The 24,420-nt window shown below is 62.3% G+C and carries 20 protein-coding genes; 10 read left to right on the forward strand and 10 right to left on the reverse strand.

Going from position 1 to position 24,420, the window contains the following annotated elements:
* Nucleotides 1-80 precede the first annotated feature (80 nt).
* A complete protein-coding gene (locus tag BSZ35_RS07155; protein ID WP_105011790.1) occupies nt 81-539 on the reverse strand; it encodes a hypothetical protein in 459 nt (152 codons plus the stop codon).
* 17 nt (nt 540-556) lie between these two features.
* Complete coding sequence (locus BSZ35_RS07160; RefSeq protein WP_105011791.1) at nt 557-847, reverse strand: hypothetical protein; 291 nt, start codon at nt 845-847, stop codon at nt 557-559.
* A 560-nt stretch (nt 848-1,407) separates the two neighbouring features.
* On the opposite strand from BSZ35_RS07160, the gene BSZ35_RS07170 reads away from it, so the two are divergent.
* The 3 genes from BSZ35_RS07170 to BSZ35_RS07180 all read left to right on the forward strand — a co-directional run bounded on the left by BSZ35_RS07170 (nt 1,408) and on the right by BSZ35_RS07180 (nt 6,553).
* Nucleotides 1,408-2,655 (forward strand): DNA repair exonuclease, encoded by a 1,248-nt coding sequence (locus BSZ35_RS07170; RefSeq protein ID WP_105011793.1) that lies wholly within the window; start codon nt 1,408-1,410, stop codon nt 2,653-2,655.
* Nucleotides 2,656-2,796: 141 nt separating this feature from the next.
* On the forward strand, nt 2,797-5,577 hold the full coding sequence (locus tag BSZ35_RS07175; protein ID WP_181149224.1) for an AAA family ATPase: 2,781 nt from the start codon (nt 2,797-2,799) through the stop codon (nt 5,575-5,577).
* A 358-nt stretch (nt 5,578-5,935) separates the two neighbouring features.
* Nucleotides 5,936-6,553 (forward strand): thioredoxin family protein, encoded by a 618-nt coding sequence (locus tag BSZ35_RS07180; RefSeq protein WP_105011795.1) that lies wholly within the window; start codon nt 5,936-5,938, stop codon nt 6,551-6,553.
* A 116-nt stretch (nt 6,554-6,669) separates the two neighbouring features.
* Here the strand turns inward: BSZ35_RS07180 and BSZ35_RS07185 are convergent, their stop codons facing one another.
* Nucleotides 6,670-7,623 (reverse strand): DUF4097 family beta strand repeat-containing protein, encoded by a 954-nt coding sequence (locus BSZ35_RS07185; RefSeq protein WP_105011796.1) that lies wholly within the window; start codon nt 7,621-7,623, stop codon nt 6,670-6,672.
* 160 nt (nt 7,624-7,783) lie between these two features.
* Nucleotides 7,784-7,930 carry a hypothetical protein gene (locus BSZ35_RS19495; protein ID WP_181149226.1) on the reverse strand — a complete coding sequence of 49 codons (147 nt, stop codon included), beginning with the start codon at nt 7,928-7,930 and terminating at the stop codon, nt 7,784-7,786.
* A gap of 628 nt (nt 7,931-8,558) precedes the next feature.
* Between BSZ35_RS19495 and BSZ35_RS07195 the strand changes: the two genes are divergently transcribed.
* Nucleotides 8,559-9,599 (forward strand): LacI family DNA-binding transcriptional regulator, encoded by a 1,041-nt coding sequence (locus BSZ35_RS07195; RefSeq protein ID WP_105011798.1) that lies wholly within the window; start codon nt 8,559-8,561, stop codon nt 9,597-9,599.
* Between the two features lie 145 nt (nt 9,600-9,744).
* Nucleotides 9,745-10,236: a polymer-forming cytoskeletal protein gene (locus tag BSZ35_RS07200; protein ID WP_181149227.1), complete on the forward strand. Its 492-nt coding sequence runs from the start codon at nt 9,745-9,747 to the stop codon at nt 10,234-10,236.
* A 3-nt stretch (nt 10,237-10,239) separates the two neighbouring features.
* Here the strand turns inward: BSZ35_RS07200 and BSZ35_RS07205 are convergent, their stop codons facing one another.
* From BSZ35_RS07205 to BSZ35_RS07215, 3 genes are all read right to left on the reverse strand, one after another.
* On the reverse strand, nt 10,240-11,886 hold the full coding sequence (locus BSZ35_RS07205; RefSeq protein WP_105011800.1) for an NFACT family protein: 1,647 nt from the start codon (nt 11,884-11,886) through the stop codon (nt 10,240-10,242).
* A gap of 63 nt (nt 11,887-11,949) precedes the next feature.
* Nucleotides 11,950-13,143 carry a bifunctional diaminohydroxyphosphoribosylaminopyrimidine deaminase/5-amino-6-(5-phosphoribosylamino)uracil reductase RibD gene (ribD, locus tag BSZ35_RS07210; protein ID WP_105011801.1) on the reverse strand — a complete coding sequence of 398 codons (1,194 nt, stop codon included), beginning with the start codon at nt 13,141-13,143 and terminating at the stop codon, nt 11,950-11,952.
* On the reverse strand, nt 13,095-13,838 hold the full coding sequence (locus BSZ35_RS07215; RefSeq protein WP_105011802.1) for a hypothetical protein: 744 nt from the start codon (nt 13,836-13,838) through the stop codon (nt 13,095-13,097). The genes ribD and BSZ35_RS07215 overlap by 49 nt, the downstream gene beginning before the upstream one ends.
* A 179-nt stretch (nt 13,839-14,017) precedes the next feature.
* Here BSZ35_RS07215 and BSZ35_RS07220 point away from each other — a divergent pair, with 179 nt between their 5' ends.
* Both BSZ35_RS07220 and BSZ35_RS07225 read left to right on the forward strand, forming a co-directional pair.
* Nucleotides 14,018-14,404 (forward strand): VOC family protein, encoded by a 387-nt coding sequence (locus BSZ35_RS07220; protein WP_105011803.1) that lies wholly within the window; start codon nt 14,018-14,020, stop codon nt 14,402-14,404.
* Nucleotides 14,405-14,530: 126 nt separating this feature from the next.
* Nucleotides 14,531-16,000 carry a hypothetical protein gene (locus BSZ35_RS07225; protein ID WP_105011804.1) on the forward strand — a complete coding sequence of 490 codons (1,470 nt, stop codon included), beginning with the start codon at nt 14,531-14,533 and terminating at the stop codon, nt 15,998-16,000.
* Here BSZ35_RS07225 and BSZ35_RS07230 read toward each other — a convergent pair.
* Together BSZ35_RS07230 and der are read right to left on the reverse strand one after the other, a co-directional pair.
* Nucleotides 15,928-16,722 carry a CDP-alcohol phosphatidyltransferase family protein gene (locus tag BSZ35_RS07230; RefSeq protein ID WP_105013770.1) on the reverse strand — a complete coding sequence of 265 codons (795 nt, stop codon included), beginning with the start codon at nt 16,720-16,722 and terminating at the stop codon, nt 15,928-15,930. The two genes, BSZ35_RS07225 and BSZ35_RS07230, sit on opposite strands and share 73 nt — an antisense overlap.
* Before the next feature lie 149 nt (nt 16,723-16,871).
* Nucleotides 16,872-18,170, reverse strand: a complete 1,299-nt coding sequence (gene der, locus BSZ35_RS07235) for a ribosome biogenesis GTPase Der (RefSeq protein ID WP_105011805.1) — start codon at nt 18,168-18,170, stop codon at nt 16,872-16,874.
* A 392-nt stretch (nt 18,171-18,562) separates the two neighbouring features.
* On the opposite strand from der, the gene BSZ35_RS07240 reads away from it, so the two are divergent.
* Nucleotides 18,563-19,444 (forward strand): alpha/beta hydrolase, encoded by an 882-nt coding sequence (locus BSZ35_RS07240; RefSeq protein ID WP_105011806.1) that lies wholly within the window; start codon nt 18,563-18,565, stop codon nt 19,442-19,444.
* A gap of 105 nt (nt 19,445-19,549) precedes the next feature.
* Here BSZ35_RS07240 and BSZ35_RS07245 read toward each other — a convergent pair whose 3' ends face one another.
* Nucleotides 19,550-20,839: a dihydroorotase gene (locus BSZ35_RS07245; RefSeq protein WP_105011807.1), complete on the reverse strand. Its 1,290-nt coding sequence runs from the start codon at nt 20,837-20,839 to the stop codon at nt 19,550-19,552.
* Between the two features lie 387 nt (nt 20,840-21,226).
* Here BSZ35_RS07245 and proS point away from each other — a divergent pair, with 387 nt between their 5' ends.
* Together proS and BSZ35_RS07255 are read left to right on the forward strand one after the other, a co-directional pair.
* Nucleotides 21,227-22,699, forward strand: a complete 1,473-nt coding sequence (gene proS, locus BSZ35_RS07250; RefSeq protein WP_105011808.1) for a proline--tRNA ligase — start codon at nt 21,227-21,229, stop codon at nt 22,697-22,699.
* A gap of 232 nt (nt 22,700-22,931) precedes the next feature.
* Nucleotides 22,932-24,308 carry a DUF3667 domain-containing protein gene (locus BSZ35_RS07255; RefSeq protein ID WP_105011809.1) on the forward strand — a complete coding sequence of 459 codons (1,377 nt, stop codon included), beginning with the start codon at nt 22,932-22,934 and terminating at the stop codon, nt 24,306-24,308.
* Nucleotides 24,309-24,420: the final 112 nt, after the last annotated feature.

Raw genomic sequence — 24,420 nt, forward strand, 5'->3', positions numbered from 1 at the left:
GGCGTTGTGCGGGGTGCCCAAAAGAACCAAAATCGCCTCCCCCTCCTACATGCCCCCCAATGACGCTTGCCGAGATGGCATCACCGCTCGTGGAGCGCAGTCATCAGGGCCCATACCTCGGAATCCACTTCTGAAGCCGGCACCCGGTCCTGCCCCATCGGCCAGATACTGAGAGCCTGAGCCGTCGAGTCGATCGAGAACACGAGGCCGGGAGCCGACTTTGATCCCGTCATGAGCCAGGTCGCCGTCTGGATCTCTCCCTGGGGCACGTGATACATCTTAACACCAACGTACCAGACGCCGTCCTGCTGGTCTGATTCGACTGCGTAGGAGGATCCAATGCGAACGCCGGACCGCACCCCAGACGCGAGCACCCGAAGCTGCTCCGGAGAGAGAGACTGCGGGGATTCCGCGTCGACACGGGGCGTCGAGGACTGTGAGGGGCTGAGCTTCGATTCCGTGTACGCGAGTCCTCCAATCAGAAGGAGGCCGGTGAGTCCGAAAAGTCCCTGTTTCAAAACAACAGCGATAATGTTCATGCGAATGCGAGGGTTGTTTATGAGTGCTGTCGTTTCTGTAGCAAAGCACCGACCCAACTCTCAATCGTGCGAAGGTGCCGCAGTACCATCCATCCGGTCACACTCAACGCAAAAATGGCAACGGCCCACAGTACGGTGCTCCATCCATGGAGCATTCCATTACCAGCAAGCAGCGACAGGCCGGCCCCAATGAGCAGTCCAACGCCGCTGGAAATACCGAGAACAAGGTATGCCCACCCTGCGACCGAAAGCAGATTCATGTCGGCACACTCCTCCGAGAGAAACGAGAAAAGCAAAGAGCGAAGCATAAAAGAGGTGAAGCCAATTGTGAGATCAGGACGCAACCGTTACCCGTCCATCTTAGTGCACTCGTTAGAATACTGATTTCAGACCAAAGCGTCTCTACGTTTACTTTCGTATCCTCCGTGAAGAGTGCGTGGACAAAATGAAGAGGGAAACGCAGAGGCGTCAGGGCAATCGGATGCTGAAAATATGAGCAAAGCGGAAGAGCATCGGTCTACCGTTGAACTCGTCTTGAGGTGTGATCTTTGCATTATCGTTGAGTAGGAAAACTCGCTCACGGTCAGGGCTCAGGCAAGACGGTCCCATCCGGTGTTGGATCTGCCGCAAGCACGCCGAACGCAATCGATTGGCAGAAGCTATCCCCCAGCACAAGCGAGCGTCTCCGTCCTCGTTATCTCCCATCGGCCACGACTGATACTGTCCATCCGGTTCCCCGTCCTTGAACGTCCCCGCCCCCCGAGCCTCAAGGCCTGTGCGACCGTTGACACGAATCCCATGTGCAAAGGCCGTTGCGTAGAATTCTTTTGCCCCCGTTTGACACTTCCCCGCGCAATCCTTCTCCTTCATGGTCCGCTTTCTCCACCTTGCCGACGTTCACCTCGATACCGCCTTCGAGGGCCGATCGGCTGCTCTTCGTAGTCATTTGCGGGGGGCGCTCCGTACGGCATTCGAGCGAGCGGTGGACTGTGCCATCGACGAGTCCGTGCACGCCGTTCTCCTGGCTGGAGACCTATTCGACGACGACCGCCTCAGCGTGGCCACGGAGGCTTTCCTCGTAAACCAGATCGAGCGGCTCGACGATGCGGAAATCGACACCGTTTACGTGACGGGCAACCACGACCCCGGGGGCAGCGGCTTCCGAGCCGCCAAGATCGACTGGCCCTCCCACTTTCATTACGTCGATAGCCGATCGCCCACGACCGTTGAGTTGACCGGTCCGGACGGCACGCCCCGTGCAACCGTCGTCGCCGCTGGCCACGTGGACGCCCACGAGGAAGCCAACCTTGCCGCCCGCTTTCCGGAGGCCGATCCTCATACCCCCACGATCGGACTCCTCCACACCCACGTCACTTCGGCCCACCAGGTGGAGGCACACGACCGGTACGCACCCTGTTCGGTCGAGGATTTGCGCGCGCCCGGGTACGACTACTGGGCACTCGGCCACATACACACACGCCAGCAGGTGGACGGCGACGCCCACGCCTGGTACCCCGGCAACCTGCAAGGCCGATCTCCTCGCGAAACCGGCGCCCGAGGGGGGCTACTCGTCACTCTTGAGGACGGATCCCCGAACGTCGACTTTCGCCCCTTTGCGCCGACGCGCTGGGAGCACCTGATCCTCGACACGCTTGAGGACGTCGATACGGTGCAGGCCCTCGTCCAACAGGCCACGACGGCTTTTGCGGAAAAAGCAAGCGACGCTCGGGCCACCCACTGGCTCTTGCGCCTTACGCTTCGCGGCGCCTGCCCGATGGCATCGGATCTGTCGTCTCCTGACCAGCAGGACGAACTCGAGCAGGTTCTCGCAGAGCGATTGTCGGTCCGGGACGTAGAGGTGCGCACCCGTGCTCTCGTGCCCCCCGTGAATCCGGATGAGCACCGGGGCGAAACCCACCTCATTGGCGAGGTCCTCGACCTCCTCGACCGGGCTCGCACCGACGATGAGATCCTCGATGCTGCGGCCCCGGACGTGGTGGCAGGCGGCCCAAACGACGATCCCGAGGCCCGCCGTGCCTATCTCCGCTCTCTACTCGACGGCCTAAACCGGGAAGCCGTGGCTCGGCTGCTGGAGGAGAAAAACACGGGGGGGTAACGCGAGGTGGACGGCCCCTCTACTGCGCCAAATGGTCCTGGTAGTACAAACATCTGGGCCGTTCCGCCTCCTCCGTCTCCCTCCGCCAATGCCTTCCTTCTTCCCCACACTCACGAATTTCCACATCCACACACGCGCCCTGTGTCTCTTCGAATTGAGTCTTGTACGATCGACGCCTTCGGCCCCCTTCTGGATCTGGAGCTTGATGCCCTCGACCATTCCGTCGTCGTCCTGCAGGGTCGGAACGAGGCCGGCAAGTCGGCCTTCTTCCACTTTCTCCAAACCATGTTCTACGGCATCTATCCCACGGATGCCGGCAACCACCCCTACGCTCCTCGCACCGGACAGCCGCTGGCGGGCAGTCTCGACTTTCGGCTCCGCAACGGCACCACCTATTCCGTTCATCGCCGCCTGCGTAGCACGCCACAGGGCCGTCTCCACGAGTCCGACGCAGACTCAACCCGTCTCCGCAACCGCACCGTTCCCGCCGTCCAGCACGTGCCGCGGTCGGTCTACGGATCCGTCTATGCCCTCCAGCTCGACGACCTTGTGCGGCTGGACGGGGACGCCTGGGACGAGGTGCAGGACCGCCTGCTGGGCACCCTCAGCGTCGACCACATCCGTCCCGCTCGCGTCGTCATTGAGGAGCTGGAGGACGAAGCCACCGATCGTTGGCGCACCGACAATCGCGGCAAACCGGACGCCAAACAGCTGGAGCAGCGCCGGCGCTCATTGCGCGAAGCCGCCACCGAGGCTCGTGAGCGCGACGCCGAGATTCGTCGCCTCAAGGACGAGATTGCTGAGCACACCGAACAAATCGACGCGCTGAAGGCGGAAGAGGTAGAATTGAAAGGGAAACAACGACGGGCTGAGCGCCTCGCCCCCGTCCGCTCCCTCCTTCACCAAATCGAGGAGCTGGACGCCGAGGCCGGCGACCTATCGGCGTACGAGGATGTGCCGGATGAACCCAAGGCGCTGCTCGGCGACCTCGACGACAAAATTGCGGACCTGGAAGCCCGGGTCGAGGATAAGCGTGGCACCCTCCGCCGCCTCCAACGCGCCCTCGACGCTCGGACCGAGGACGACGAGCAACTACTGGAGCACGCCGACGCGATTCGAGGATGGACACGACGCGTGGAGCGCCACCAGAAGCAGCGAGTGGATTTGGAAGAAGCCCGCCGTGCCGAGTCCGATGCCCAGCGCCGGCTCGATGACGTCGCCTCCTTTCTCTCCGAGCCGTGGAAGGACACCTACGCCGAGCCGCTTCGGTCCCTCTCGATGGCCGATCTGCGCGAGCGGATCAAGATGTACGAGCGTGCTGAGCGACGCCTGCGGGAAACTCGTGCCCGAGCCGAGACTGTCGGGCTGCACGCTCAGGCCCGCAAGTCGCTCGTGCCATGGATCGTCCTTCTCCTGCTCGGCCTTGCCACGACGAGCATTGGCCTGCTCGTATCGCTTCCCGGCCCCGTGGCCGACTCGTATGCCGTACCCGTGATCGGGGGGGCACTGGTCCTCGTTGGGCTCCTCCAGGCTGCGGCCGCCTGGCGCCACAACCAACAGATCGACGTGCAGGAGGACACTCTCGACCTCGATCGCAAAGAGCAAGAAGCCGAGGAGCGCGCCGCCCAGGTTGAACTACTTGTCGAAGCCCTGCCGCTTCCTCCCGAACGCCTAGAGCACCCGAGTGCCGACCTCGTGGCTGATCTTCAGGCCTTGAAAGAGGCACTCCGCGAACGAGACGAAAAGGCCCGGGCAGCCGACCAAAAAGCGGCAGACATTGAGGAAGAAGAAACCGCCCTCCGAAGCCTCGCGCTCGACTGCGGCTTGTCCGACGACGAAGCCCAGCAGCCGGTGAACGAAGTTGTCGCCACACTCGAACGACGGCTCGACGAGGCCGAGGAGCGGCACGTCGCCGCTCAAAATGCAAAGGAGGACGTCCCCGAGCTCCGAACTGAGGTGGAAACGCTGGCCGACCAGCTGTCTCAAGTCCGAGAACGCCGCGAATCCGTCTCCTCTCGCCTTCAATCACTGGGCGACGGGGACCTCGAAGCAGGAATCGACGCCCTGAAGGCACGGCGGCACGCTGCACGGCGAGCCGAGGCAAGCCGCGACCGCCTCCACAGCGAGTATCCGGACTGGAAGGAGCGCAAAGCGGAGATCGATGACATCGAAGCCAACAACGACGGATGGACGTTTACCGATGAGGAGCGGGCCCGAATGGAGCAGCGCTTAGACGAGATCGCGGAGGAGCGGCGCGAAGAAGAAAAGGCCCGAACCGCAAAAGAAAAAGAGGTGGAGCACTTGCTCGACCAGCGCACAGTAGGGGACATTGACAGTGAACTCGCCCATGTGGAGCGCCGGCTCGAAGAGGTCCGGGAGGAACGCGATCGCCGAATGCTTCTCGCCGGACTTCTCCGCACGGCCGACGCGGAATTTCGCCGCAAGCACCAGCCCGACGTCATTCGTCGTGCCTCCAGCTACCTTCACACCATCACGCACGGCCGGTACGAACGCCTCGCCCTCGACGAGCAAGACGATCGTCTCGTCGTCTTCGAAGCCAACGAGGCCTTTTCCCAATCTGTCGGTCCGCCCCTAAGCCGTGGCACTCTCGATCAGATCTACCTTGCCCTCCGCCTCGCTATCATCGATCACCTCGATGCCGACCGCGAGCGCCTCCCGGTTTTCTTGGACGAGGTGTTCGTGAACTGGGACCAGTCCCGCCGTCACGCTGCTTTTAACATCCTGAATGAGATGGCAGAGGAACGACAACTCTTCGTGTTTACCTGTCATCCCTACTTCGCGAAGGAGGTCGCCCACCACCTCGACGGCGAGCGGATCGACCTCACCACGCATCGGGACGGCGAGCCTGCCCAAACTCAGCCCCAAAGCGTCACCCTTCCGACTCCCGAAACAGAGTCCTAACCAGGGAGTGGGCCACTCGTCTCCTCGATTGGAATCCTTGAGACTGTTTTGATTTCAAAAGCTGCCTGGCAGATCACTCATTTCCACCCATTGAGCCGGTTTCTGTACAGCACTGACACCTGCCCAAATTGCTCTCCATCAACAACGGTCATGGAGGGACAATCCCACTCTCGTTCGTCCTCCTGGACTGTCCGAGGAATTCCGGCTTCTCACACGTCCCTCCACGAGCGGAGCCCCACCGCAGGCGAGCTGGCGCTCCTGATCTCACCGGGGCAACACGCACTCGCCCTGCGAACCACATCCACTATGATGAATAGAGCATCCGTGGCGCGTATTTTTTGAGCTTTCCCTCCCCCCTATGCCTGACTTCTTCGATGCTGGCCGCCCCCACAATGGTCTCACCTATGAGGAATACCGTGAGAAATGGCGCGCCCAGAAAGACCGGTCCAAAGCAGACCTGGATCCAGAGGAACGAAAAACGCTCCACTACCTCAACTACAATTGGGAGCGCCAAACGCACGTCCACGAACAGTACACCCCCTCCGACGATCTGAAAGACGCCCTCACGGGCATTGACGAGCCGCAACTCTGGATGGTGCTCACGGAACCCTGGTGCGGCGACTCTGCCTTCCTTCTCCCCGTCATCGCCGAAGCAGCAGCCCTACGCGAGAACATTACCCTCCGCATTCTGCTGCGGGACGACAATCTGGACGTGATGGATCAGTACCTCACGGACGGAAGTCGGAGCATACCGAAGCTCGTGGCCTTTTCGGAGGCAGGCGACGAGCGCTTCACCTGGGGCCCACGACCGAACGATGCCCGGACCCTCTTTGCCTCACTACAGGAGGAGTACGACGACAAGATGAACGCCATCGAGGAGCTCATTGCCCATTACGAAGACGGCGGCTGGACGACAGCCGACTCGGAGCTGGCCGACGCCCTCCGTGCCTCCAGGCCGGCCCCCTCGCGCCGATAACCATTGGAGACCTCCCCATATACAATCCGGAAAACACGTGATGGGGAAGGGCCGCAGAGGGGGGCCTCTGCGGTCTGCCCCTCACCTACTACGGCCCCTCTTCCGGTCGCAGCCTCCTATCGCATTCGAATCTCAAACGAGCCGTCGTGCGCCCGCAGGTCGAGACGTTTCCCGCCCCCATTGACCTGCCCACTGTAGTTCACCTTGTCCTCATCCTCCGTTGTAATTCGGTACGGCGACAAGTCGAAGTCGGCCGTGAGGGCGGCATCATCGTCAAAGTCCGTATGGAGGTCGAACCCAGTGTCGCCGGACACCATGAGTACAAAATCTCCGTCGTGAGTATTGATCTCGACGTCGTCGGTGACCTCCACGAACGAAAGCCGCGCCTCTCCTTCGTGCGTATCAATCCGAAGGCCGCCCCGTACCCCCTCTCCCTCGATTCGGCTGTCGTGTGCGTCGATCTCCGTCCGCCCTCGTATCGAACGGAGGCGGATACGGCTGTCGTGGGTGTCGATGGCTAAGGATCCGGACTGCTCCTCCACCGTGATAGGGCCATCATGGGAGTTCACCTCAGCATCGCCGGCCTGTGCTCGCAGCATCACCGATCCATCGTGCGTATCGATGCGCACAGGTCCGTCGAGCCCCGCAACCTGAATGTCAGATTCGTGATCCTCAATCTCGACGTGGGCGCCCCGAGGCACGGTAAGCGTGTACTCCACGGGCATAATGTTCTGACTGCTGCTCCCGAACCATCCCGACCCGCCGTCGGTCATTGAGTCGTCGTATTCAGTGCGCATCGCGAACCGACCGGGGGTCTCGTCCACCCGTACCACCGTCGCCTCTGGGTGGTCGGCGTCGCTTTCGGGTCGGACGACAGCCTTGTATTTCACCTCGTCCCGATCCCACGCCTCAATAGTGATGCTCCCTTCGTGGTTGCCGACGCGGACCGTTCCGTCGGCGTCGAGTGCCACCGTTCCGCTCGTGATTCGAGGTTGCGCTCGGGACGGCGTGAAGAGCAGAAGACAGGCAGTCAGTGAAAAGAGTACCGTGCGAATGGACATCGTAGACATAGCGGAGTGACAAACATTGGGAAGAACGCAGCAAACGTGCTCGTGCCCCGGTCGCTCTCACCGAGAAACGGATTCAGACGCGGGGTGGCGGACGTTCTGTGGCCTCTCACGTCGACCACTGTGTCTCGGCACACCCACCCCCAAATACAATTTCCAGCTTCTATATCAGAAGACCATTCGTGATGAGCACCGCGCCAAGAAACGCGACGAGCGTCTGCCCCACGAGCATGAGCAGAGACGGACGAAGAGCATCTGCAGCAATCAGTGAGCGTGTGTGAAGCAGAACCGTACGTCTGGAATTGTTCATAGCAGGAGTCGTCGCTGGAGAAAAAGTGCAAGGGTGTCGATCCCCTGTCTGAAGGAGACAGGGGTATCAGCGGATCGGTTGCATCCGTCCCCAACATTTCTCTCGTCGAGGTCACCTCCCCGAGGCCCCGAATCGAACGTCGTCCTGCTCAGGGCGCCACCGGCTGAACGCCGAGCAGTCTCTCGCCGCTACATCCCCTCGTTTTACCTGTTGTCCCTCAACACTTGTCCCCACAATTAATCGTCTCGTTACATGAATAAGGAAAACAAATTTTCCCATGAAGAGCTAAACCCTACAAATCTTGCTCTCCTTTCCGGCTTTGCCCCCTATTCGATGAAGGGTTCGTGGACGGCACGTGAAGCATGTCCGCAAAAAGCCCTTTCGGAGGGGGCCGGGGCGAACCTGGGGGGACGACCGGAATTCGAAAGACCGACGCGTCCGGCCTCGATTCGCGGCTAACGTTGTCGGTTCTCTCCCCTCCCTCGGAAGTTGCAAAAAGAGTCCTTTCTGCAGAGGCGGAGATGGGGTCTACTCGGGTCCTCACGACGCCCTGCCGCTTTCGAGAAGAAATGGGCTACACACAGAGGCCACTGTACATTCCTCCTTCACTATTGCCGATCCGTCCGGTATGCCTTCTTCCCAAAGCGCCTCCACGATCCACGACGTTGCCGATCGGGCCGGTGTCTCGCCCGCCACCGTTTCTCGTGTCGTCAACGAAACCGGCCAAACGGCAGACACAACCCGCGAGCGGGTGATCGAAGCCGTTGAGGAGCTGCACTATCGTCCAAACCGTACCGCAAAATCGCTTTCGCAAGGAGCGACACAAACGATTGCGGTGGCGGTCCCCACCTTCACCACTCCGTTCCACAACGAGCTTCTCAAGGGCGTGCGAAGCCGCCTCAAAACGGTGGATACGGACCTGCTGCTCTGCGATCTGGAGTGGGCAGCCCCGGAGGCCTCATTGACGAAGTTTCTGGAGCGCGGTGCCATGGATGGCCTGCTGGCCGCGGGCCTGCCGATGACGGAGGCCGTGGCGCGCGAGGTCAAGAAGCTGGGAGGCCCTGCCATCCTGATTGGCTCCCATTGGGACGACATCGACTCGTTTCACTGGGACGACACGAAGGGCGCCTGCATGGCCACGGAGCACCTGGTTGACCGGGGACATACGCAGATCGGCATGATCACCACTCACCACGAAACCGCAATCCGCGACGCCCGCGTTCAAGGCTACCGAAACGCGCTCACGGCTGCCGGCATTCAGCCCGACGAGGACTGGATTGCGGTGGGCAACACCGATAAGCACGCAGGCTTCAGCGAGGAGTCCGGCTTTGAAGCCATGGAGGCACTTCTCGATCAGAGCCCCGACATTCGGGCCGTCTTTGCGAGCAGTGACGTGCAGGCCATCGGCGCCTGGCAGGCCCTCCGCGAACGGGGCCTGAGCGTGCCCGAGGACGTAGCACTCGTGGGATACGACGACATCAAGATCAGCCAGTTTATCGGGCTCAGCAGCGTGGCCCAGAACATGCACGACATCGGCGAGCAGGCAACCGATCTGCTGCTCCGCCGCCTGCATGGGGCGGGCCCGTCGGAGGTCGTTTCCAAACTTATCACTCCGTCGCTGCGAGAACGCGCTTCCTCCACCGGCCGCCGGCAAAATGGACATCACTAACGCCGCTCATCCACAGTGAATTGCGCCGAAAGTGCAGGCCGCCCTCATCGATTCGAGCATGGGGAAGTCCCTCTTCTGCTGTCTCTTTTTGTGCTGGTTCCGCAGGCGACTACTTTCCCCTCCTCGGACGATCTCCCTTTCGGTCATGTTTGGTCTGATTCAATTCTTTCGCTCCAACGAGCCCTCTCCGCTCCCGACCCTTTCGATCATCGGAGACGACACCACCATTCATGGGGATACCATCACCGGCTCGGGCGATCTTCGCATTGAGGGCACGATTCGGGCAGACGTGGAGCGGGACGGCCGCGTGGTCGTGGCAAAAGATGGGGCGGTGTACGGGACTGTACAGGCCCAATCGATCCTCGTCGCAGGCACGGCACGGGGCGAACTCCTTGCCGACGACACGCTCGTGCTGTCGGCTTCCTCCAACGTGCGAGCCCGGCTCCAAGCCGATTCCCTCAATATCGAGTCCGGGGCCGACTTCAAGGGAGAAGTCTACGATACCTCCGAGGCGTCTTCTCATGCGCCCTCCTCGGGCGACCACGACTCGACCGAACCCATTCCTCCGCCCTTCATCGACGAGGAGGCACACCAGATTTTCCCACTCGATGAAACGGCAGAAGAGACCGGAATCTGAGCCCTACCCCGGCAGTCCCGGCTCTACCAGTACAACCTCCTCCCGATCCACCCGCACCACGCCTGGATCAGCTCCTTTTGGGCTCGTCACATACTTGCGCTCCGTCACCATCACGGGTACCAGGGCACTGCCCTTCGCCTTGCTAAAGTGGGCTGCGATGGCCGCGGCGGTGTGAATGCGATGCGCGCCTGGCTCTGCGTCCCGATTGGGAAGATGGAGCACCGTATGGGCCCCCGGAACCTCCCGTGCGTGCAGCCAGAGATCGTACTTCTGTGCGGCGTGGAAGGTGAGTTCATGGTTCTGGCGCGCATTGCGGCCGACCCACACCTCGAATCCGTCGCCGAGATCAAACCGGCGATACGGAAACCGATCCACATCCGCATCCTCGCGCTCGACGAACGGGACGAGGGCATCCTCCTGTTCTTTCCGAAACTGCTTGATGCCATCCAGCGTGTCGATGTCTCGAAGCGCATCGAGAAGTCGCTGCGCCTCCTCGGCTCGCTCTGTCGTCTCGTCGAGCCGACGCTCGGCCTCCTCCCGCGACCGACGCGTGCGACGCGCCCGTCGGTAGTAGTGCTGGGCATTCTCAACGGGCGACTTGGCAGGATCAAGCGGTATGGTCATCGGCGCTCCGTCCTCGAACAAATCCGGGAGCTCCACCTCCTCCGCCCCTTCCGGCACCCGGTCCTGTTGCGCCATGAGAAGGTGCCCCCACCGCTCGTAGCGGCCCGCCCGACTTTCGCTATCGAGCTCCTCTCGCATCCGCTCGGCACTCTGACGGTAGTGCTCCACCGCCGATTCAAGCGCCTCCACCAGCGGATCGTAGAGGCGGTGAAAGTGGCGCTTCGCCAGGGTCCGTCGCACAAAGCTGCGCACCGCTGCATCAACGGTGGTGAACTCCTCGCTCGGATCGGAGGCGCGGTGGCGGAGCGGAACGAGGGAAAACGCATCCGGAAACTGTCCCTCGCCGTAGATGACGGGCGCCGGCGCGTCGAGGACTTCACACAGCTCCATCGCGGCCTCGAACAAGGCGCGGCGCTCCGCCTCCGTACACGCCTCCGGCGACTCGGTCTCAACCCCTGCTCGCCACAGCGTCTCCCGCGCCAGGGTGCGCCCGAAAAGGGGCACGGCGGACTGCACAGCCTGACGTGTCTTGTTTCGATTCTCTTTCCAGCGCTCCTCAAAGTCCGCAAACCGCTCCGGCATCGGGGCCGGGTACGGCGTAGGCGCCTCCGTGCCAGCATGCTCCGCATTGCTCTGAAAGGCCTCCCGGATGGTGCCCCCGGAATCAACGTGGAAGGCGTTGGCCCGCGCGCCGAATAGCTGCCACAGAATCGTGGTCCCGTCCGCCAAGTCGAGATACACGAGCCGATCGCGATCGGCAATGCGTACCTCCGCCACTGTCTGATCAATCGCGTCGTCGAACAGGGTCGCCACGTTGCGACGGGCCTTGTGGTATCCCTCGACGCGGAAGAGGTGAAGATCAGGGCGCTGCACCGAGCCGCGCACCATCCAGTCCTGCTCCTCGCCCGCAAGGGCCACGCTCAGCTCATTCTTGTTTTGGGAAAAGACGTCCAACACGGTCGCGCCCGCCAAATCGGACTGCCACTCTCGAACGAGGGCCCGGAGGGTGTAATAATTATTGACCACGGGATGTGGATAGACGTATGGACGTGTGGCGGACGTGAACGGCCTGCCTCGAAGCCTCTACACCTATGCGGGGCGGCAGTAGCCTCGAAGCAACAGATCGTCGCCAACGGACTGCCACCTCTGCTCCGCGAACGTGAGCGCGTTCTCCATCTCGGTGATGCCGAGATCGCCCAGCACCGAAACCCCATCTCCCACGATCTTCGGGGCCACAAAGCAGAAGAAACGATCAACAAGATTCTGCCGGAAAAGAGCCGTCGCGAGCCCCGGGCCAGCCTCCACCAGGAGCGACTGCATCGGTTTGGCCTCCCGTCCCCCATCCGTCCCAAGGCGGCGAAGGAGGGCGACAAGATCAAGATGGCTGTCGGGGGTCTCCGGAATACGAAGCAACTGTCCGCCCGCCTCTTCAAGTACATCGGCGTAGGCAGGGCGGCCCCGCTCTTCCCCAAGGATAGCCACCGTCTGATCGGCGTGGGCATCGGTAAAAAGGGTACGGTCGGCGGCCAGCTCCCCCTTTCGATCGAGCACGAGGCGCACCGGCTGACGACCGTCGACGTGCCGCACCGTTAGGCGCGGATCGTCGCTTGCGGCCGTGCCGCGCCCCACGAGGACCCCGTCGAGCGCTGCGCGCCACTCGTGCACGAGCGCGCGAGACTCCTCGCCGGAGATCCACTGGCTATCGCCCGTACGGGTCGCAACACGCCCGTCGAGCGTCTGGGCCACCTTGAGGGTCACGAGCGGACGGCCGGTGTCGACGTGGTGAAAGAAGGCCTCATTGAAGCGGCGACAGGCCTGCTCGGCCACCCCCACCTCCACCTCTACTCCCTGTTTTCGGAGCTGCCGGATGCCTCGGCCCTGGGCCTGCGGAAAGGGATCGATCGTGCCGACAACCACGCGCGGCACCTCTTTCTCAAGGATGAGGGTCGTACAGGGGGGCGTCTTGCCGTGATGGCTACAAGGCTCTAGATTCACGTAGAGCGTGGCCTCCCGAAGGGCCTCGGCCCCATGCCGATTCTCTGCCGCCCGGAGCGCCTGCACCTCGGCGTGTGGCCCTCCGTACACCTCGTGTGCTCCCTCGCCCAGCACCGTGCCGTCCGTCCCGACGAGGATCGCCCCCACCATGGGATTCGGACTTACGGCTCCAGCGCCCGCTTCTGCAATCTCTAGGCACCGCTTCATCCAGGGCGTGTGCCCCACATCCGTAGCCGGGCTTACACTTCCTCGATGTAGTCCGGGAGCGGCGACTCCGTCAGCTGCCATGTCTCGAAATAGAATTTGGATTCGGAACGGGCACGTTGGTACGGAAGAGCAAACCGGCGAACATTCTCCGTGGGGCGACGCTGCAACGCATCCACGAGGCGGTCGCGCATCGGCGACGCAGAAAAGAAGCTCCAGTCGAAGCCGTCGTGAGCCGGTTCGGGAAAAAAGACGACCCCGGCAGTGTCGAGAAGAGACCGGAGGGACGAAAGGGCCCGACGGCGTGCCCTACCTGCAACCGCGGCGATCCGTTCCGCGGGCACCGGGGCCTCGGCCGTTACGAGAACCGCCGTGTCCGTCGGCCCCCGAAGCCGTCCTCGAACCGCCTCGTCGTCCAGTTCCTCCACCTGCCCGTTCGTCGTGCACTCTCCCCACCAGGCCTGGCCAACGGCCGCAAGCAGCGGGGGGACGTAGGCTTCTGCCGGAAGTGTCGTCAGTCCCACCGCGTCGTCCGCTCGGTTCGTTCCGGCGAGGTATCCCCGGTAGGCATCGCGTGTATCGAGCAGATCGTCCAAGGGAACCGAGGTCCCTTCTGGCAGATCCGACCGATCCTCCCGGCGGCGCGCATCCGGGTCTGCGTCTGGCGTCACCGGCTCTAAAAGCGCGGGCTCCTCGTAAAAATATTTGAGCACAGAAGGCTCGGGCGCAGACACGACAGCGTGACGTTGTGGCGGGAAGCGGAGCAGGATCGTTTTCATAAGGACCGTTCGCTCTGTCCACTATACGAACGCGGCCTCTGCTCTCACGTGCCCCGCGGAAATGGAAGGATCGTTGAAGCCCCGAACCTCGGCGGCCGCCGGCGTTATTGTAGCAACGACATGTGCCTCATGTATCTCAACGTCCAGTCTCACGACTATTCGCGCCGCTACACATCCTCATGCCGCACATCGAGCACACTGCCCTCTGGACGCCCGACCTCGAACGGGCCCGCACGTTTTACGAACGCTACTTCGACGCATCGGCCGGGGAAAAATACGTCAACCCCGAGAAAGACTTTTCGTCGTACTTCCTGGAGTTTGAGTCGGGCGCCCGACTGGAGCTGATGCACACTCCCCACATGGCCTCGGCACTGGAAGAAGAGCCCGCTGCCGGCTACGCCCACATCGCCATCTCGGTTGGCTCAGAGCATGCGGTAGACACCCTGACCGAACGTCTTCGGGACGACGGGTACCCCGTCTGCGGCGAACCGCGCTGGACGGGGGACGGATACTACGAAAGCGTCATTCGCGACCCGGATAACAATCGGGTCGAAATTACGGTGTAGCGCTCTTCTGCCTTGCCCAACCCCTAACGGCCCGTGCCCTGAACCTTGCCGCGCGGTTCTCGGTTGGGTCGGAGGAGGAACCCCAAGAGGCCCCGCACTCATCCGTCCACGTCATCATTTTCGCTTATGACCTACACTCCCCCTTCCGGCGAAGCAGAATTGGATGGCGGCTGTTCATTTGGACGCGCGCTCTGTACGTGGACCGGGACCTCAGCGCACCTGTGGCGTCCCGATGCAGGATGGGATGCCCTTCCTCCAGCCCCTGCCGCACTCGATTCGGGCTTCAAACTTCAATCGGGGCTCCTCGTCGGCGCCGGTACGCACGTTGGGTTTCTTCCCGCCGGCGCCACCGACTGGGCCTGGTGGCGAAACCTCTCGACGTTTACCGACGCCCATCCGATGTACGGAGGCCTCCTGCTCTGTCCCGACGCCAATTCGGACTCATACACCCTGTTTTCAATTACGGAACAGGGGCTCGAAGAGCAGGCCCACTTCGAAGCCCATGACCTCGCCCAACCGCTGGCGGGGTGGAGCCCTCCAACCAACCCCGATCGCCTTCTCCTTCTGGGCAACGACGGCCTGTGGGCCCTCGATCCTCCCTACACCCCGTCGGCCCTTCAGCCGCTTGTTGCCTTCGACGACGTTGAATTGCCCGCCCTTGACGACATTTCCGGCCCCTTTCACTCTGGCGCTGCCACTGTCGTCATTCCCCGTCGCTCTCGAACCGCTCTCCGCCTCGACCTCTCGGACGGCAGTGGTCACGCAACTGGCCTAAAACACCTGGCGGGCGATGCAGCCCTCTGGACGGCCTACCTCCGCGACGACCGCGCGACCGCCGACCGCATCCTCACAACACTCGCGACCCTTCCGCCCTCCCAAAATTCCTCCCTTCAGCTGTACGACGTGCTCATGCATGAGGACAGGGTGCACGCGGTGTCGACCTCGGCGGGCCTGTTCTGCCCGGAAGCCCACCCCTCTCCGGATCTCACAGCCACGACGGACCACCTGCGCACGTCTCCACTCGACGGGGCCGCACTGGCCACATGGGGACTCTGGCTGGAGTGGGATGACGCCGTAGCCACGGCGTGCCGTCAGCTCTGCACCGCCTCCGATCCCGACTTCGCTCTGGCGGAGTCGCTCCGGCTGTTTGCCGGCCCGGATGCCTGCCGAACCCTCTTTGACCTTTTGCAATCCAATCCCCCCTCTTCTCCCACTTCCGGAGAGTACGACTATCCACTCGAGGCTCTGCGCGCCCTTGCGGCCCCGTTTGGAGACGAGATTGCCTCGCTCGTCGCCGACCATCTATCGGATGCGCCCGCTCCGGCCCGACGGGCCGCCTGTGCAATGGCGGGCGCCCTGCCGACAGATGCCCCCTCCAACGCCGCGACCTCCTCTGAGTCGACCCCGGCCCTGTGGAACGAGGCCTCTTCTGTTCCGGCAGAAGCTCTCCGCACCAATGCCCATCACGGTCACCCGGCCGTTCGAGCCGCAGCCCGTGATACCTGCCGCCGCCTCGGCATCGGCTACAGGCCGGACGACCCGTCCGGGCCGTCGCCCCGATTCTTCCAGTCGAGCCAGCCCGAAAGTCCGAAGTAGAACGCCGGAAAGACGAGCGACCCCCACAGCACCCACTCGCCCCCCCACTCCGGCAGCGTCGGAAACGACGGCAGCAGAGCAAGTAGCACGACCAGCCACAGCACGCCCCCGACGGTGACGACCGCCCGCCACGGCATCGCCACTTGATTCGGGTACACAAACCGAACGGGCAAAAGCGTGAGCACGGCAAGCACGAAAAGAACCGCCAGAGACGCGTAGCTTCCCGCTGCTCCATACTCGACGGCGATAAAGCCTACGTAGTAGGCCACCACGTTCCAGAGCGAAGGAAACCCAAGAAAAAACCCTTGTTCTGTCTGCTTGGCCGATGTGTTCGCAAAGCCGAAGAGACTGGCCACCATCACGAGCGTAACCCAGAGGCCGTCCCATCCGGGCAGCCAGTCCATGCGCCAGACGAGGACCAGGGGAATGAACGTAAACGTCAGGTAGTCGACGATGAGATCGATCGTCCCTCCTACGATGCGGGGGGCATGGCTCTTCACGTCCCACGCTCGCGCCAACGGCCCGTCCGCCGCGTCGATGAGCACCGCGAGGGCAAGCCACCCGAAGACCCAGCGGGGATCGAGGTCTGCCCGAACCACCTCGGCCATCGCCAAAAATGCAAAGGCCACCCCCGATGCGGTGAGGATGTGGACCAGGTACGCACGGGCCTTTCGGCCCAATCGCATACGCTCGGATCGGTCCTTTAGATCGGTGGTAAACATCGGATTGTCTTTCTGCGATGGGTGGGCTCGTACGACCCCGAAATGCAGTAGGTTCGGGAAAAAGAAGATATCCATACGCTGATTCCCCGTACCGGTCTCCCAATTCGACCTGTACGGCTCTCCATCCCGCCAGCGTCCGTTCCCTGCCCCTACTTCTCTTTAAACACCAGCGTGAGCGGCACGCCGTCATACCCAAACGCCTCGCGGATTTCGCCCTCAAGGTACCGCTTATAAGAGTCCCGAACGCCCTCCGGATGGTTGGCAAAGAACACAAAAACGGGAGGCGCTGTGCGCACCTGCGTGGCGTACTTAATTTTGACGAAGGCCCCACTGCTCATTGATGGCGGGTGCTTTTTCCGGAGCGCCGCCTGCACTACGTCGTTCAAGTCGCTCGTCTGCACTCGCTGCGCGCGCTTTTCCGCCACCTCCAGGGCGGTGTCCAAAAGGTCGTAGACCCGCTGCTTCGTAACCGCAGACGTGTACACCAGCGGCACGTGGTCGAGCGTGCCGAGATATTGGCGCAGGTACTTCGTAAACTGATCCATCGTACCGCCATCCTTGGGCACCAAGTCCCACTTATTGACGGCAATCACCATGCCCTTCTTGTGCTCATTGACTGTCGTGAGGACGGACAGGTCCTGCTTGTGAATCTCCTCCGTCGCATCGAGAACCAGGATGCACACGTCTCCGTCCCGGATGGTCTGTTCGCTGCGCACCGACGCATAATACTCAACTCCCTCGGTTTTGGACGTCTTCCGCATGCCGGCCGTGTCAATCAGCAGCAGTTCTTGGTCCTCATAGCGAACCACAGAGTGAACGGCGTCGCGCGTTGTGCCGGGCGTTTCGGTCACAATCGCCCGATCAAATCCGAGGGTCGCGTTTACGAGCGAGGACTTGCCCGCGTTGGGCTTGCCCACCAGTGAGATGCGCGTCCGGTCGGGCGTCTCCTCGTCCGTCTCCTCCGGCAACGCCTCCACGAGTGCACTCATCATCTCGTCCACCCCCCGTTTCGTCGTTCCGCTGACCGGATACACCTCTCCCAGCCCAAGTTGATAAAACTCGCTGGCCGCCCACTCGCGCTCCTGGTTGTCGGCCTTGTTGGCGAGCACCATTACCGGCGCGTCCGCCGTGCGGAGCACCTGCGCAATCTCCTGGTCCACGTCCGTGAGGCCCGTCGTCACGTCTACGACGAAGAGAATCACGTCGGCATCCGCGAGGGCCGTCTCGGCCTGCTCACGAATGGCCCGTTCGAAGGGGTCGTCGGAGCGGGGGACATAGCCCCCGGTGTCGACGAGCGGGATGGTGCGCCCCTCCCACTCGGCTTCCCCGTAGACTCGGTCGCGCGTGACGCCCGACTCATCGTCGACAATGGCCTGACGGGTGCCAGTAAGGCGGTTGAAGAGGGTGGACTTGCCAACATTCGGCCGGCCCACAATCGCGGCGAGCATAGTACTTCAGTATCAAACCCAGGAAAAACAACGGAGAGATCAGCAGGGAATATGGGTTCAACGGCTACTCTCGATGCGCGTTGCCCTCTAGAACGGCGTGCAGTCCTTCTCAGCATGAAAGACCGCCCAACTCTCGCCCCTACCGTTCCGAGCACAACAGTCGTGAACGACATTCGGAATGCAAACGTGCCCCGGCCGTCCATAGGGACGCTCCGGTCGGCTCCCCAGACGAGAACTCTCGCGTGAACACGGGATCCGAGTCAACTCTGGCTCCTGCGTCGAACGAATGCGGCAATGGTACACCACCAGACGGAAGAAAAGACGCAGTTTCTTCTCCCTCCCACGGGCGATCTTGATTTTCTGCCCCGTCCGTTCGCCCGTTCGCCTTCCCTATGTCCTCGGTTCTTACTCGCCACAAGCGCGGCTCTCTGAGCTACCTCCGAGGGGGAGACGGCCCGCCGCTCGTGCTTTTACACGGCATCCCCGGCTCCGCTCATACTTGGGAGCAGACCGGCACTCTCCTTGCCGCTCACTATGACGTCATCCTCCCGGATCTCGGGGGATTCGGGGCCTCGGAATCCCTGACGGAAGAACTACATCTCAACCATGACTTCTACATGGAAGCGCACGCCGAGGCCGTGCATCAACTGCTTCAGGCTCTCAAGATTGAGGCCTTATACCTCGGAGGACACGACTTTGGAGGACCGGTGGCGTTAACCCTGCTTCGGCTCTTTCCCGACCAGGAGGTTCACGGGCTCGTTCTCTCCGCGACAAACCTCTTCACGGATCCCTTCGTCCCACTTCCTCTTCGTCTCGCCAGCATTCCTGGACTCGGCCGGGCCGTCGTTCGCCTTTTCACCGGCACAAGTCCTGGCCTTCGTCTCCTGTACCACATTGCGACTCACAACAAAGACGCCTTCCGAAAGACCGACTTCGACCAGCACCTCACCCCGTCCGGACGCCGGCAAACGTGGCGCACCTTCCACCGTAGCCTCGCCAATCTCCAAGAGACCTACCGGGAAACGGAAACCCTCCTCCCAACCCTCGACCTGCCAACCCTTGTACTCTGGGGCGACCGGGATCCGTTCTTTTCCGTGGACGTGGCCAAGCGCCTCGTGAACACGCTGCCGCAAGCCTCGCTGAGTCTTCTCGAAGACACGGGCCACTTCGTTCCTGAGGAGCGTCCCGAAGTGGTGGCCTGGCACATGGACGACTTTCTCCGGGAAGTGACCAAGCAAACAACCGGCATAAACCAGGACCGCTCGTCGTTTTAGTGAGCGTGACGAGAGAAGCGTGACGAACGTGAGGCCTCGGTTTCGCACTCACGCATCACGTCTTCCCGATTCAGGCCCTGCTCCAGAAGCCCTCCCCACTGAGGACTACGCCTCCTGCTGGAGAAATTGGCCGTCGTTGTAAATCGCCCAGGGCCGCCCCACGAGCTCGTCGCCGAGGAAGGGGGTGTTGTGACTCTTCGAGTGAACGTGCTCCTCAGTGAAGGTCCAGCGCGTAGACGTATCAAACACGGTGAGTGAGGCCTCTTCGCCTTCGGTCAACGTCGGCGGATCGAGTCGCAAGATGTCGCGGGGCTTGGTGGTGAAGGCCTGCACGGCCTCGGTGACCGACAGCACGCCCGGATCGATGAGCTCGCGTCCGATGAGGCCCCAGGCCGTTTCCAATCCCGTAATGCCGAAGGGCGCCGCGGCAAACTCGACTTCTTTCTCGAAAGTCGCGTGGGGGGCATGGTCGGTACACAGCGCGTCGATCGTGCCGTCCGCCAATCCCTCTTTGAGGGCCTCCACGTCCTCGGGCGAGCGGAGGGGCGGGTGCATCTTCGTGTGGGTGTCGAAGCCGGACTGCTCGACGGCCGCGTCGGTGAGGGTCACGTGGTGCGTGCAAACCTCCGCCGTGACGGGCAGGTCGCGCGCCTTCGCCCGGCGCACCAGCTCGACGCCCCGGGCCGTGGAGATGTGGGCCACGTGGACGTGCCCGCCGGTAAAGGCCGCCAGCTCTATATCTCTCGCGATCATAACGTCGTCGGCAAGGCCCGGAATGCCGTCGAGTCCCACACGGGCCGACACTTCTCCCTCGTGCATCTGCCCGCTGGGGTTGAGCGACGGCACCTCCATGTGGTTGATGATGGGACGATCGAGCATGGTGCTGTACTCCAACGCTCGTCGCATGAGCCCCGCGTCGTGGACAGGCGCTCCGTCGTCGCTGAACGCCACGGCGCCGCCCTCGGCCAGGTCGGCCAGTTCGGCCAGTTCCTCGCCGTCCCGCTCCTTCGTAACGCACCCGATGGGATGCACAGACACCAGCGTGTCGGCCGCCCGCTCTTTCACAAACTCAATCACGTCGCGCGTATGGAGGGGCGGATCGGTGTTGGGCATGCAGGCCACGTCCGTAAACCCGCCGGCCGCCGCCGCGTCGGCCCCGGTCGCAATGGTCTCTTTGTGCTCGAAGCCCGGCTCCCGGAGGTGGACGTGCATGTCGATCCAGCCGGGCGAAATGAGCTTGTCGGACGCGTCGTAAACGGGAACCTCGCCTTCGGGCGACAGGGCCGTACCAATCTCGGCGATGGTCCCATTCCGGATGAGCAGATCGGCAGTCTCGGTAGTGCCGGACGCTGGGTGCACCAGCGTGCCGTCACGAAGCAGCAGATCAGGCGTCATGCGTCAATCGTAGAAGAAGAATAGAACGGTGAGTGCGCAGCAGCCTGTAAGATATGAAAGGAGCGCCGCAACCGTCAACGATAGATGATCGGATCTTGCGATCCTTTTCGAAGGGGGAAGACTCAGAGGCCTCCTGTTCTAGACTGCGCTTGAAACGTTTGGGGGTATGGGCGTGTGGACGCTGAGGCGTTTGAACACTCCCTTTCGGAAGAGACAGCGATCAACATTCCTACGATCAGATCGGGAGAATCGATAAACACGCGGTGCATACGTTGATATCTGCGTCCCGCTTCTCCTATCTTATGCAAAACCGATGTCCGGACCCCGTATGGACCGCCGGACAGCCGCCTCTCCTTACCCTCCACGAACGACCGAGTCTTAACGACAATGGCAGAAGCAGTGACGCCTCGCGACGAGGACTACTCGCAGTGGTACCAGGACGTGGTCCGCAACGGCCAACTGGCCGAAAACTCGCCCGCCCGCGGGTGCATGATTATCAAGCCCAACGGCATGGCCCTGTGGGAAAACATGCGCGACCAGTTGGACCAGATGTTCAAGGATACGGGCCACGAAAACTACTACTTCCCGCTCTTCATCCCGGAGCGCTTCATGGAGCGGGAGGCCGAGCACGTGGAGGGCTTTGCCAAGGAGTGCGCCGTGGTCACCCACTCGCGCCTCACGCAGGACGAGGAGGGAAATTTGATTCCGGACCCAGAGTCGGAGCTCGGTGAGAACTACATCGTGCGGCCCACGTCGGAGACCATCATCTGGGACACGTACAGCAAGTGGATCCAGTCGTATCGCGACCTGCCGCTGCTCTACAACCAGTGGGCCAACGTCGTCCGCTGGGAGATGCGGCCGCGCCTCTTTTTGCGGACCGCCGAGTTTCTGTGGCAGGAGGGGCACACCGCCCACGCCACGCGCGAGGAGGCCGTCGAGGAGGCCGAGCGGATGTTGGACGTCTACTCGACGTTTGCGGAGGAATACATGGCTATGCCGGTACGACAGGGCCGCAAGACGGCTAGCGAACGCTTCCCGGGTGCGGTGGACACCTACTGCATCGAAGCGCTCATGCAGGACGGCAAGGCCCTACAGGCCGGCACCAGTCACTTCCTCGGGCAAAACTTTGCAAAGGCGTTCGACTGCACGTTCACCGACGAGAACAACGAAGAGACCTACGTCTGGGCCACCTCATGGGGCGTCTCGACGCGCCTCATCGGCGGCCTCATCATGACGCACTCTGACGACCAGGGCCTCGTCCTGCCGCCCAAGCTGGCCCCACACCAAGTCGTGATTGTGCCCCTCTTCTTCGACGACGACCAGGAAGGACCGGTGATGGAGAAGTGCGAGCAACTGCAGGCAAAGCTGGAGGACCAGGGCATCCGCGTGAAGATGGACGACAACCACACGCAAAGCCCGGGCTGGCGCTTCAGCGAGCACGAGTTGCGGGGCGTACCGATCCGGCTGGCCGTAGGCCCACGCGACCTCGAAAACGACAACGTGGAGGTGGCCCGCCGCGACACGCAAACGAAAGAGGTGGTGCCGCAACAGGGCATTGTGGACCGCGTGCTCACCCTCCTCGACGACGTTCAGCAGGGCCTCTACGATCAGGCGCTGGAGCGAGAGGAAAACAACACCCACGTCGTGGACGACTACGACACGTTCCGGGAGGTCATCGACGAGGGCGGCTTCGTCTGGGCGCACTGGGACGGGACCGAGGAAACGGAGGCCCGCATTCAAGACGAAACGTCGGCCACCATCCGGCTCATTCCGTTCGACCGAGACGAACATGACACGGGCGAAGACATGGTCACGGGCGAACCGTCCGAGGGTCGCGTGCTGTTTGCCCAGGCGTATTAACCCGGATCGAGACGCTGTCGAACGCAGTGCAATCGCCGAAGCATCGTACGCCTCGGGGCACGGCGGATATTGCGTATTTCGTAGGTGGCGACCGGGAGGTCTTGACGTAATACGAAATACGGAATATGAAATCCTCGGTGCGTAACATCTGCAGGTTCGGGTGCGTGGATGACAATACCTAAAGATTATTGGCAATCGTCGCCTTTCACTTCTCATTTCGTTTTGAGACGCGATGAGTGTGCCGCCGTCCGGCTCCGAGCCGCCCCCCGACGACGATGATAACCTCGGCGATCTCGATGACCTCGACGATCGCGGGGGGGCCGACGACGTGGACCCGTCCGAAGAGGCGGCGTCGGACCCCGAGGCGGCGCGGCAAGAGGCGGAGGACGCGTTGGCCCAGATCGAGGCCCTCGCCGATCTGGACGAAACGCCGGACGCCGGCGAGAATGCCGAGAAGCAGGCAGAGGACGATCCGTCGGGGGCCGAGGCTGCTTCGGGCGGCTCTGCAGCAGCGTCAGCGGCTCCGGACGCGGAGGGCGGACCCGACGCCGATCCCGCTTCGTCCGCCGAGGACGGCCCGCGGGAAGATCAGTGCGAAAACTGCGGGGCGTTGCTCGACGGACCCTACTGCTCGCAGTGCGGGCAGAAGGCCGCCGACCGCATCGTGCCGATCTGGCACATGATCAACGAGGCCCTGGAGGCCGTCTTTGAGCTGGACCTCCGCGTCCTCCGTACGCTTCCCAAGTTTCTTTTTCTGCCCGGTCGCCTCACCAAGGAGTACATCAACGGGCGCCGGAAGCGCTACATCCGGCCCTTCCGCCTCTACCTGTTCGCGACCTTCCTTTTGTTCGCCGTGATCGCCCTGACGACGACCGGAAACTTCGGCTTCGTCCTTGACCCACAGGGCACGACCCGCTTCAACCCACCGAACACGGCCATCCAGGCCTCCTTCTCCTCCTCATCCGATACGACGGAGGAAACGACCGTCGCCGACTCGGCCGCGGCTCCCGACTCGTCAACGGCGTCCGACTCCGCCGCAACAAGCAGCCGCGAGGGCTCCCTGTTCAACAACCCCGAACACCGAAAAAAGCTTGCGGAGCGCATTCGTACAGACACGAATGCGGTTCAAATCAACGCCCCCATCTACGGCGACTCGACCGCCAACGCCCGCCTCGAAGCCCTCCTTCGGAAAAAGATGGCCCAGGCCGTCGAAAACCCGTGGGAGGCCGTCGGCAGCATGATCGATCGAGGACCGTATCTCATGTTCCTCATGCTGCCGATCTTTGCCTTTCTACTGAAGCTCCTCTACATCCGGCGTGGGCGCCTCTACGTTGAACACCTCATCTTCAGCCTGCACGTGCACGCCCTGGCCTTCTTCGCGTTCACGGTGGGCATTCTGCTGAACGAGTCGAGCATCGACTGGCTGAACGCAACGGCGCCCTGGGTGGACGCCTCCCCTCTCCTGTACCTCATCCTGGCCATGAGCCATGTCTACGATCAGGGCCTCATCAAATCCACCTTGAAAGCGTCTATTTTGCTCCTAATCTACAGCATCGTACTCGCCACAGGCTTCGCTCTTCTCTTGCTCGTAGCCATATTACTGATGTGACGGTACGCTGTGCAGTAGGAAGGGCACGTTGAGCATACTCGGAGATCGTACGCCCCCTCCGTGTTAATCACAACGGGCCATCTCGACAGCCCCGCTCGCCCTCGGTCCAGCC

The sequence above is a fragment of the Salinibacter sp. 10B genome (assembly GCF_002954405.1).
In the GTDB taxonomy this organism is placed as follows: Bacteria; Bacteroidota; Rhodothermia; order Rhodothermales; family Salinibacteraceae; genus Salinibacter.